This is a genomic window from Nonomuraea sp. NPDC049486, from assembly GCF_040676925.1.
Classification (GTDB): Bacteria; Actinomycetota; Actinomycetes; order Streptosporangiales; family Streptosporangiaceae; genus Nonomuraea; species Nonomuraea ferruginea.
Genome location: NZ_JBFAPV010000037.1, coordinates 1 through 7,327, shown reverse-complemented (window position 1 = coordinate 7,327; position 7,327 = coordinate 1). Strand labels below are relative to the sequence as shown.

10 protein-coding genes are annotated in these 7,327 nt (G+C 66.8%); 4 read left to right on the top strand and 6 right to left on the bottom strand.

Annotation, left to right across the window (positions count from 1 at the left end):
- Positions 1 to 78 precede the first annotated feature (78 nt).
- A complete protein-coding gene (locus tag AB0K05_RS44305; RefSeq protein ID WP_364237841.1) occupies positions 79 to 375 on the bottom strand; it encodes a hypothetical protein in 297 nt (98 codons plus the stop codon).
- Positions 376 to 541: 166 nt separating this feature from the next.
- Positions 542 to 982, bottom strand: a complete 441-nt coding sequence (locus tag AB0K05_RS44300; RefSeq protein ID WP_364237838.1) for a MarR family winged helix-turn-helix transcriptional regulator — start codon at positions 980 to 982, stop codon at positions 542 to 544.
- A 60-nt stretch (positions 983 to 1,042) separates the two neighbouring features.
- Between AB0K05_RS44300 and AB0K05_RS44295 the strand changes: the two genes are divergently transcribed.
- Positions 1,043 to 1,573 carry a hypothetical protein gene (locus tag AB0K05_RS44295; protein ID WP_364237836.1) on the top strand — a complete coding sequence of 177 codons (531 nt, stop codon included), beginning with the start codon at positions 1,043 to 1,045 and terminating at the stop codon, positions 1,571 to 1,573.
- 169 nt (positions 1,574 to 1,742) lie between these two features.
- Here AB0K05_RS44295 and AB0K05_RS44290 read toward each other — a convergent pair whose 3' ends face one another.
- The 3 genes from AB0K05_RS44290 to AB0K05_RS44280 all read right to left on the bottom strand — a co-directional run bounded on the left by AB0K05_RS44290 (position 1,743) and on the right by AB0K05_RS44280 (position 3,497).
- Complete coding sequence (locus tag AB0K05_RS44290) at positions 1,743 to 2,303, bottom strand: dihydrofolate reductase family protein (protein ID WP_364237834.1); 561 nt, start codon at positions 2,301 to 2,303, stop codon at positions 1,743 to 1,745.
- A 131-nt stretch (positions 2,304 to 2,434) separates the two neighbouring features.
- Positions 2,435 to 2,845 (bottom strand): hypothetical protein, encoded by a 411-nt coding sequence (locus tag AB0K05_RS44285; protein WP_364237832.1) that lies wholly within the window; start codon positions 2,843 to 2,845, stop codon positions 2,435 to 2,437.
- A gap of 70 nt (positions 2,846 to 2,915) precedes the next feature.
- Positions 2,916 to 3,497 carry a hypothetical protein gene (locus AB0K05_RS44280; RefSeq protein ID WP_364237829.1) on the bottom strand — a complete coding sequence of 194 codons (582 nt, stop codon included), beginning with the start codon at positions 3,495 to 3,497 and terminating at the stop codon, positions 2,916 to 2,918.
- A gap of 505 nt (positions 3,498 to 4,002) precedes the next feature.
- Here AB0K05_RS44280 and AB0K05_RS44275 point away from each other — a divergent pair.
- Positions 4,003 to 4,779 (top strand): hypothetical protein, encoded by a 777-nt coding sequence (locus AB0K05_RS44275; protein ID WP_364237826.1) that lies wholly within the window; start codon positions 4,003 to 4,005, stop codon positions 4,777 to 4,779.
- A gap of 43 nt (positions 4,780 to 4,822) precedes the next feature.
- On the opposite strand, the gene AB0K05_RS44270 is transcribed toward AB0K05_RS44275, so the two are convergent.
- Complete coding sequence (locus AB0K05_RS44270) at positions 4,823 to 5,548, bottom strand: TetR/AcrR family transcriptional regulator (RefSeq protein WP_364237823.1); 726 nt, start codon at positions 5,546 to 5,548, stop codon at positions 4,823 to 4,825.
- A gap of 60 nt (positions 5,549 to 5,608) precedes the next feature.
- Between AB0K05_RS44270 and AB0K05_RS44265 the strand changes: the two genes are divergently transcribed.
- Both AB0K05_RS44265 and AB0K05_RS44260 read left to right on the top strand, forming a co-directional pair.
- A complete protein-coding gene (locus AB0K05_RS44265) occupies positions 5,609 to 6,499 on the top strand; it encodes an ATP-binding cassette domain-containing protein (protein ID WP_364237821.1) in 891 nt (296 codons plus the stop codon).
- Positions 6,499 to 7,327 (top strand): ABC transporter permease (locus AB0K05_RS44260; protein WP_364237819.1); only part of this gene is annotated, 829 nt, incomplete at its 3' end. The genes AB0K05_RS44265 and AB0K05_RS44260, both read left to right, overlap by 1 nt.

Below are 7,327 nucleotides of genomic sequence, written 5' to 3'. Positions count from 1 at the left end.
GCCCGCCCGGAACTCCGGATCGAACCTGCGTCTGGTCTCTCCCACGACCCAACCTTCTCCTTAGGTCAGGTCTCCACGCTAGAAGGGGAAGTCCATCGGGCCGATTTCCAAGCAGGAAGCCAGGAGTTCGAATCTCTCTTGGGCTCCACCCACCAAGAGGCCCAGGTCGGCCCCCTCTTTTGCAGTACCATCAGCTTTCATGATGACCGGCCGTCGGACTTTCTTGGTGTTAGGAACCTCTTTCCTCCTGCTGGCGGTCTTCAGATCATGCGGCGCGATGGAGGGCGGGTCCCCAGCACAGCCGATCCGTGAGGTAATGCAGATCTTCGCCATTGCCGGAGTGGGATTCATGATTGCCGCCGTCGCGATGGCCATTGTTGAGCAACACCCCAAACGACAGCCTCCAGCGGGGACTCATCTTCGGGATGATCACGAAGACACCGTTTAGTGGTCAGCAGCCGAGGCGAATTTTCCAATACGCCCGGCGACACACATCCGCCATGTCGCCATGAGCAGCAGAACCCTAGGGCGGCACTCCGGCTCAGTTGTCCCCGTCGCCGGACAGGAGGCGATCGGCGATGGCCTTGAGCGTCCTGGCGTCGTCCGGGCCGAGCCGGTCCAGCAGGTGGCGGCGAGTGGCCATCTCCAGTGTCGGCAACGTCGCCTTGATCGCGTTTCTGCCTTCCGGGCGTAGCGTGACCTCCACCCCGTTCGGAACCTTGTCGCGGGCCACGTAGTCGCGGTCGGCCATGCGGGTCAGCAGGTGCGACAGCCGCGTCCGGTCCCAGCCGAGTGCGGCGGCGAGGGCGTTCTGCCGCAGGCTCCCGCCGGACTCGTGCAGGCAGACCAAGACGCTCAGTTCCGCCTCGGAGAGGCCGGACGCCGCTGTGGTTTCGGCGATGACGGCGGCACGGACCAGCTCATGAGCGCGTTTCCATCGCAGCCACAGCTCAGTCGCCTCACCCTGGCTAGCTGTTGACATGTCAACACCGCCTTTCTAGTGTTCGACCTGACCATACGGCTCACGCGAAGGACTTCTCCGATGCTCGATGCTCGACGGCACTACGCCAGCCTCCGCCTGCTGGCGCTCTTACCGCTCGTTCTGTTCCTGCCTGCCGTGATCGCCTTTTTCACGGACCCGGACGTGGCGTGGGGAGAATACCTGGGCGTCTTCTTCCACCTCTCGATCCTCTTTCTGGTGTCCCGCCTGGAGGCGGCGCCCTGGGCCAAAGCCGCGGGCTACGGCTGGGTGGTTCTCGATGTGCTCGCCGGCATCCTCATGATCAACGCGGTCGAATACGACACGGCCTGGGCGGTCCGGCTCGGCGGCCACGTCCTCGCCGGCGTCTGGATTGTGGCGAGTTCCCTGGTCAGCCACTCCTGGCCGATCCGCGTGGTCGGCATCGTCACTGGCGTCTGGCTCGCCGGTTACTCCTTCGTCGGCACCCTGCTCGCTGAGGAGTACCTGCGCCCGGCCGGAATCATGATCCTGGTCTGGTTCGCCCTCCTGGCGATCTTCCACCGCGACGATCCGGGCCACCCGCCGGCACCGGCCATCCCAGCGCCGGCCTGACATGTCCGTCCGGGTGCACATCGCAGAGCTGCGGCAGCTCGTGCGCCGACACACCATCTGTTGCCGAGCGCGGCGCCCGGGCGTTCACCGGCGTCCTTCGTCTGAAGGGGTGCCACAGTGTGCCTGGCGCCGACCAACCGAAAGCCCCAATTCATGTCCGGTCGCTGGGTCAGCGGTGTCGCCCGTACTGCAGATAGACGATCCCGTTGCTGGAGGCGGTGCTGGAGACCAGGTCGAGCTGGTAGGACTTCGGGACACCGTCGAACAGCCGGGTGCCCTCACCCGCGACGTAAGGGAACATGCTCACCTGGAACTCGTCGATCAGGTCGAGCCGCATGAGCGACTGCCAGAGGCTGACGCCGCCCCAGACCACGATGTGGCCGTCGCCGCCCAGCCTCAGCTTGTCGATCTCTTCTGCCGTGTCACCGGCGGCGACGGTGGTGTTGGCCCAGTCGGCCGTCTTCATGGTCCGGGAGAAGACGACCTTGCGCCCGGCGTTCAGAATGTCGGCGAACGGGTGGTCGGTGGTCGTCATGGCCCTGGCCATGCCTTCGTACGCGGTGCGGCCCATGAGGTGCGCGTGGGCGCTCTGGAGAAAGTCGAGGTGCGCAGGGTCGTCGGGCTCGCGGTTCTCGGGCAGGTCGAAGCAGAACTCGAAAAACTCGGTGCCCTCGTCGGCGAGGAAGCCGTCGAGGGAGTAGTTGAACACTGTCGCTATCAGCTTCCGCATGTTCAGAACTCCGTGGTCTCGGGTCGTCTAAGACCCACGGGCCGCAACGCTCGCGGGGGCGCGGCGTCCGTGGCCTGTCGCTGATGCTGTAGACGACGCCGCCGCCCGGAATTCATCGGTGCCACGGCATGTCAGGTGGCGGCGGGCGGTGCCGGCTGCGACGGGGTGCGTGGGCTTTGCTGTGCAGGGGCGAACCACGTTCTCGCCGGAGGAAGCAGGAGGAGAGTCACGATGAGCGCGGACCAGGGTGCGGTGAGGACCCACCCGAGGGTGTCTGAAATCAGGAAGTCGATGAAGTCGAGCAAGGGGATGGCGAGCTGAACTGCGATGGTGGCGTGACGGACCCACGGGCGACGGGTGTGCCACTGGTTCGCCAACCAAGCAGCGGCGAGTGGTGGAAGGTAGAAGGGGGCATAGGACAGTCCTTCCAGGGATTCACTGGGTTCTAAGACCAGGCCCATGATGAGCAGGACAATGCCGAGCAGGGTGATTGTCGCCTGGAACCAGATCAGGTTCCGCGCGACTTTTACAGACAGGGGCATGCTGGGGTCCTCTTTCAGAGGGCAGTTCGCGGGTTGACGTCCCATTGATCGCTCGGCCTAGCCATCAGGCTCACCAGTTGTCCCATCCATGATGGCCGAACCAGCGACCGCTGATGTGGCGGTACTTGTCATCGATGGTCTCCGCCTCCGGTTTTCCATGAGGCACCATCAGGAAGCCGGTGTTACTGTCGATGACCCATTCTTCGGTGCTGAGGTAGGCCGAACCGGGGACCGCTTCCGACTCGACGTAGTGGGGGGACGAGTAGCACACCCGATACAGACCGACCCACTCGCAGGGTGCGTCGACCGACTGCTCCTTCACCGTCGCCGCATACTCCTCCATCTCGGGAAGAGAGATCGCGAACCTCAGATGGAAAGGCGCGTTCGTGACGAGCGCCAGTATCGTGGCCCAGACAATCAACGGGGCTACCAGCCAACGCCATGGGCGACCGCTGACCTGACCTTCGAACGAGGCCGTAGTGAGGCGGCGGATGTAGACCAGAACCAGCGGGCCCAAGATGAAGAGCCCGATCAGAAACATCTCGATGCCATACCAGAAGGGCACGCTGGCCCAGTAGAGCACGAGCAGGCACGGGGCCAGCAGTCCGATCAGGAAGATCCAACCCGGCGGCTTGGTGATCATGGAGATCATCAGAACACCTTAGAGGGCGGTTCGTCTGTCGATGCAGCGGTTGGCTGAGGCAGACTGCCCCGGTAACTGGCGGCTGGTCACACTACGACCTCGCGGTCATCAACTTTCGAACCGCCTTCTCAGTTCTCGGGAGCACACCGCGCGGACGACTCGCCGTACCAGCCGCGTTTCTTCGAGGCAGTTGATCTCGTTCGCTCGGGAACAACGAGAATCGGCATCGGGAGCAGCACCTGATTCGCCGCGTGATGCAGTTCCCTACGGCTGCTCTCTCGCGACACACACCCAAAGATCGGTCGTATGTCGGCGCGAGTCGGGTTGAACTGATCGGCACTCCCCGCACGTGGGCGTTCCGCCGCCTGGATCTTCTGCCTCGGTGGCGCGGTCGCCAGGTACGCCGGGTCAGCGGAGCCCATATCGATGAGCCATTCGGGCGCGATCCTCGACACCCCGAGCGCGAGATAAAACGACATGCGGCTGTGATCATCGCCGGGCAGTATGGCCACTCATGAAACTTGTGATCACTTTCGTGGCCGGCGCGGCCCTGTTCCTCGCGCCGTTACCCGCACAGGCCGAGTCCGCTGCCAAGAATCCCGTGTCCGCGCTCAAGGCGCAGCTCAAGGCCGGGAAGGGAGTCCGGTTCACCGACGCGAGCGCGTTCGTCGGCAGCATCAACAAGGACCCGCTGGTACGCCGTAAGGGTGTCGTCCAGTTCGGCAAGAAGGGCATCGTCGCCTCCGACGTGCGGGGCACGTTCGCCTCGCCGTTGTTCGAGGGGCACACCACCAAGCCCGAGCGGACGATCATCATAGGCAAGGACGCCTGGCGGTCGGGCGGGAGCCTGGCCGAACGCCTCCCGAAGGGCAAGACCTGGTACAAGACCTTCAGCCTGTTCAACATGGGGACCGTCAGCAGCCTGTTCGGCCAGGTGGTGAGCCCGCTCGAACCCGCCACGCTGGCGGAGCTGGTGAAGCGCAGCAAGCGCAGCGGCTCCTCCTACACAGGGACGATCACCTTCGAACGGCTCTCCAACATCTCCCCCTGGTTCAGGGAGACGATTGGGCTGACGCGGTCGACCGAGGCGACCGTCGCCTACACCCTCACCGTGGACCGCAAGGGCCTGCCGAGCAAGCTGAAGACCTCCTGGGTGGCCACCGACCTCGCCGCCATCCCCTCATGGGAGGAGAAGACGGTCGTGACCGAGACCCGCTACACCGGCTGGGGCGCCAAGGTCTCGATCAAGCAGCCGCCCAAGAGTCAGGTCACCAGCAAGCTCGAGGACTGACAGGCCCTGAACGTCAGCGGGCCGTGACCACCGATGCGCCCCGCTACCCGTGGGCATCGGTGGACTCGATGCCGTTGAGGATGATCTCGACGGCGTCGAGGAACTCGTCCTCCCCCGTCGGCTGGTCGGCCTCCAGGACGGCCAGCACGCGGGTGAACGCGGAGTCCCCGCCGAACACCCGGAGCCGGGCGGCGAGGAACTGCGTGGTGTGACCGTCCGCGGCCGCCGCGAAGTGCGCGCTCTGCTCCACGTCGCCGCGCGTGTAGGTCCACAGCAGGGTGAGCACGGTGATCGCGCGCGGGCCTGACAGGTGCAGGTCGCCGAGGCACTCCAGCCCCGTTTCGAGTCTGCGTACGTACGAGGGCAGCAGCGGTTCGGTGGCGACCGGCACCGCCGTCAGCCAGGGGTGGTCCTGATAGACCCGGCGCAGGTCGAGCACCCAGGCGCGGAGCCGCTCGCGCCAGGTGGCGCCGTCCGGCGGGGGTGGGGTGCCGAGCGCGTGGTCGGCGGCGAGGACGACGAGGTCCTCTCTCGACTCGACGTAGCGGTACAGCGACATCGTGCCGCTGCCGAGCTCTTTCGCGAGGCCGCTCATGGAGATCGCGTCGATCCCGCCGCGGTCGCCGAGGCTGACGGCGGCGTCGAGCAGCTGCGCGAGCGTCCATCGGGGTTTCGGGCCCTTGGTCGTGGCCGGCGCGAGGTTCCAGGCCAGCAGGACCGCTTTCGGGACCCCGCGGAGTTCCGGCACGTCGTCGTGCGCGCTTCCCATGCGGCCATATTACTGCGTAACCCTTGCGCAGCTATACTGCGTAAGCATTACGCTGTACGTATGACAGCACCGCATGCGATATCGGTCCACGACATCCACAAGCGCTACGGGGATCGCGACGTGCTCCGCGGCGTCAGCTTCGACGTCCCCCGAGGTCAGGTGTTCGCCCTGCTGGGGCCCAACGGGGCGGGGAAGACCACGCTCATCCGCATCCTCACGACCCTGATCCGCGCCGACTCCGGCACCGCCCACGTTCTCGGGCACGACCTCGCCCGCGAGGCGCCCCGGGTACGCGAGCTCATCAGTGTGACGGGTCAGTACGCGTCCGTCGACGAGGAGCTGACCGGTATGGAGAACCTGGTCATGATCGGCCGGTTGCTCGGCCGTACCAAGAGCGCGGCGAGCGAGCGCGCCGGGGAGCTGCTCGCGGAGTTCGGGCTGACCGACGCCGCGTCACGTCGCGTCGGCCACTACTCGGGCGGCATGCGGCGGCGGCTGGACCTGGCCGCCGGTCTCATCGACTCGCCGCCGGTGATCTTCCTGGACGAGCCGACCACCGGCATGGACACCCGCAGCCGGGGCGCGCTCTGGGACGTCGTCACCCGACTCGCCGGGCAGGGCAAGACCGTCTTCCTCACCACCCAGTATCTGGAGGAGGCCGACGTCCTGGCCGACCGCGTCGCCGTGCTCGACGCCGGCGCCATCGTCGCCTCGGGCACCGCCGCCGACCTCAAGCGCCAGGTGGGCAGCGAATCGATCGAGCTGGTCCTGGACGACGGGACGACCGTCCGCGAGGTCACCGACGGCGACCCCGAACGCGTCAGGGAAGTGCTCAACCGCCTCCACCACCGGGGCCGGGTCGTCCGGACGTTCTCCGTCCAGGCTCCCACCCTGGACGACGCGTTCCTGGCCCTGACCGGACACACCACCACCGATCGGAAACTCCCCTGATGAGCACCGCGGAACTGGTCTTCACCAAGCGCAGCGTCATCCACTCGCTGCGGAACCTCGACAGCCTCGTCACCGCGATCGTCGCGCCTGTCGCCATCATGCTGCTGTTCGTCACGGTCTTCGGCACCGCGCTCGGCGGCGCCGTCGGCGGTGCGTACGCCGACTACGTCACGCCGGGCGTCATGCTGCTGTGCGCCGGGTTCGGCGCCGCGCTCACCGCGACCTCCGTCCACACCGACGTCTCCAAGGGGTTCGTCGAGCGGCTGCGCACCATGCCCATCCGGGCATCCGGAGTGATCTTCGGGCATGTCCTCGCCAGTGTCCTGCGCAACCTCGTGTCCACCGCCATCGTCATGCTGGTCGCGGTGGCGCTCGGGTTCCGCCCCACGGCCTCGCCGGTCGGGTGGCTCGGCATCGCGGCCCTGCTCGCCGCCTACATCCTGGTCTTCACGCTCATCGCGGCGGCGTGGGGGCTGGCGGCCAGGTCCGTCGACTCGGCCGGCATGTTCAGCTTCGTCGCGCTCTTCCTGCCGTACCTCTCGACCGCGTTCATCCCGGCCGGGAGCCTCCCAGGCTTTCTCCAGGGGTTCGCGGCCCACCAGCCGGTCACCCTCGTCACCGAGTCCCTGCGCGGGCTGGCCACCGGTGCTCCCGTCGCGGAAACGCTGCTGTGGTCGGGTCTCTGGCTCGCCGCCCTGGGCGGCGGCGCGGCGTTCCTCGCCGCGGCGCTGTTCCGGCGCGCGGCGCGCAGGCGACCCGCGCCCCCCCCGAAACCCCCCCCCCGAACGCCAGCCCCCCCCGCCCACGAAGGGGCCCCCACCCCCCCCC

Bases quoted from the DNA above. Each gene is read 5' to 3' on its own strand.
- AB0K05_RS44305 (WP_364237841.1), bottom strand. From the start codon at position 375: ATGGCCATCGCGACGGCGGCAATCATGAATCCCACTCCGGCAATGGCG.
- AB0K05_RS44300 (WP_364237838.1), bottom strand. From the start codon at position 982: ATGTCAACAGCTAGCCAGGGTGAGGCGACTGAGCTGTGGCTGCGATGG.
- AB0K05_RS44295 (WP_364237836.1), top strand. From the start codon at position 1,043: ATGCTCGATGCTCGACGGCACTACGCCAGCCTCCGCCTGCTGGCGCTC.
- AB0K05_RS44290 (WP_364237834.1), bottom strand. From the start codon at position 2,303: ATGCGGAAGCTGATAGCGACAGTGTTCAACTACTCCCTCGACGGCTTC.
- AB0K05_RS44285 (WP_364237832.1), bottom strand. From the start codon at position 2,845: ATGCCCCTGTCTGTAAAAGTCGCGCGGAACCTGATCTGGTTCCAGGCG.
- AB0K05_RS44280 (WP_364237829.1), bottom strand. From the start codon at position 3,497: ATGATCTCCATGATCACCAAGCCGCCGGGTTGGATCTTCCTGATCGGA.
- AB0K05_RS44275 (WP_364237826.1), top strand. From the start codon at position 4,003: ATGAAACTTGTGATCACTTTCGTGGCCGGCGCGGCCCTGTTCCTCGCG.
- AB0K05_RS44270 (WP_364237823.1), bottom strand. From the start codon at position 5,548: ATGGGAAGCGCGCACGACGACGTGCCGGAACTCCGCGGGGTCCCGAAA.
- AB0K05_RS44265 (WP_364237821.1), top strand. From the start codon at position 5,609: ATGACAGCACCGCATGCGATATCGGTCCACGACATCCACAAGCGCTAC.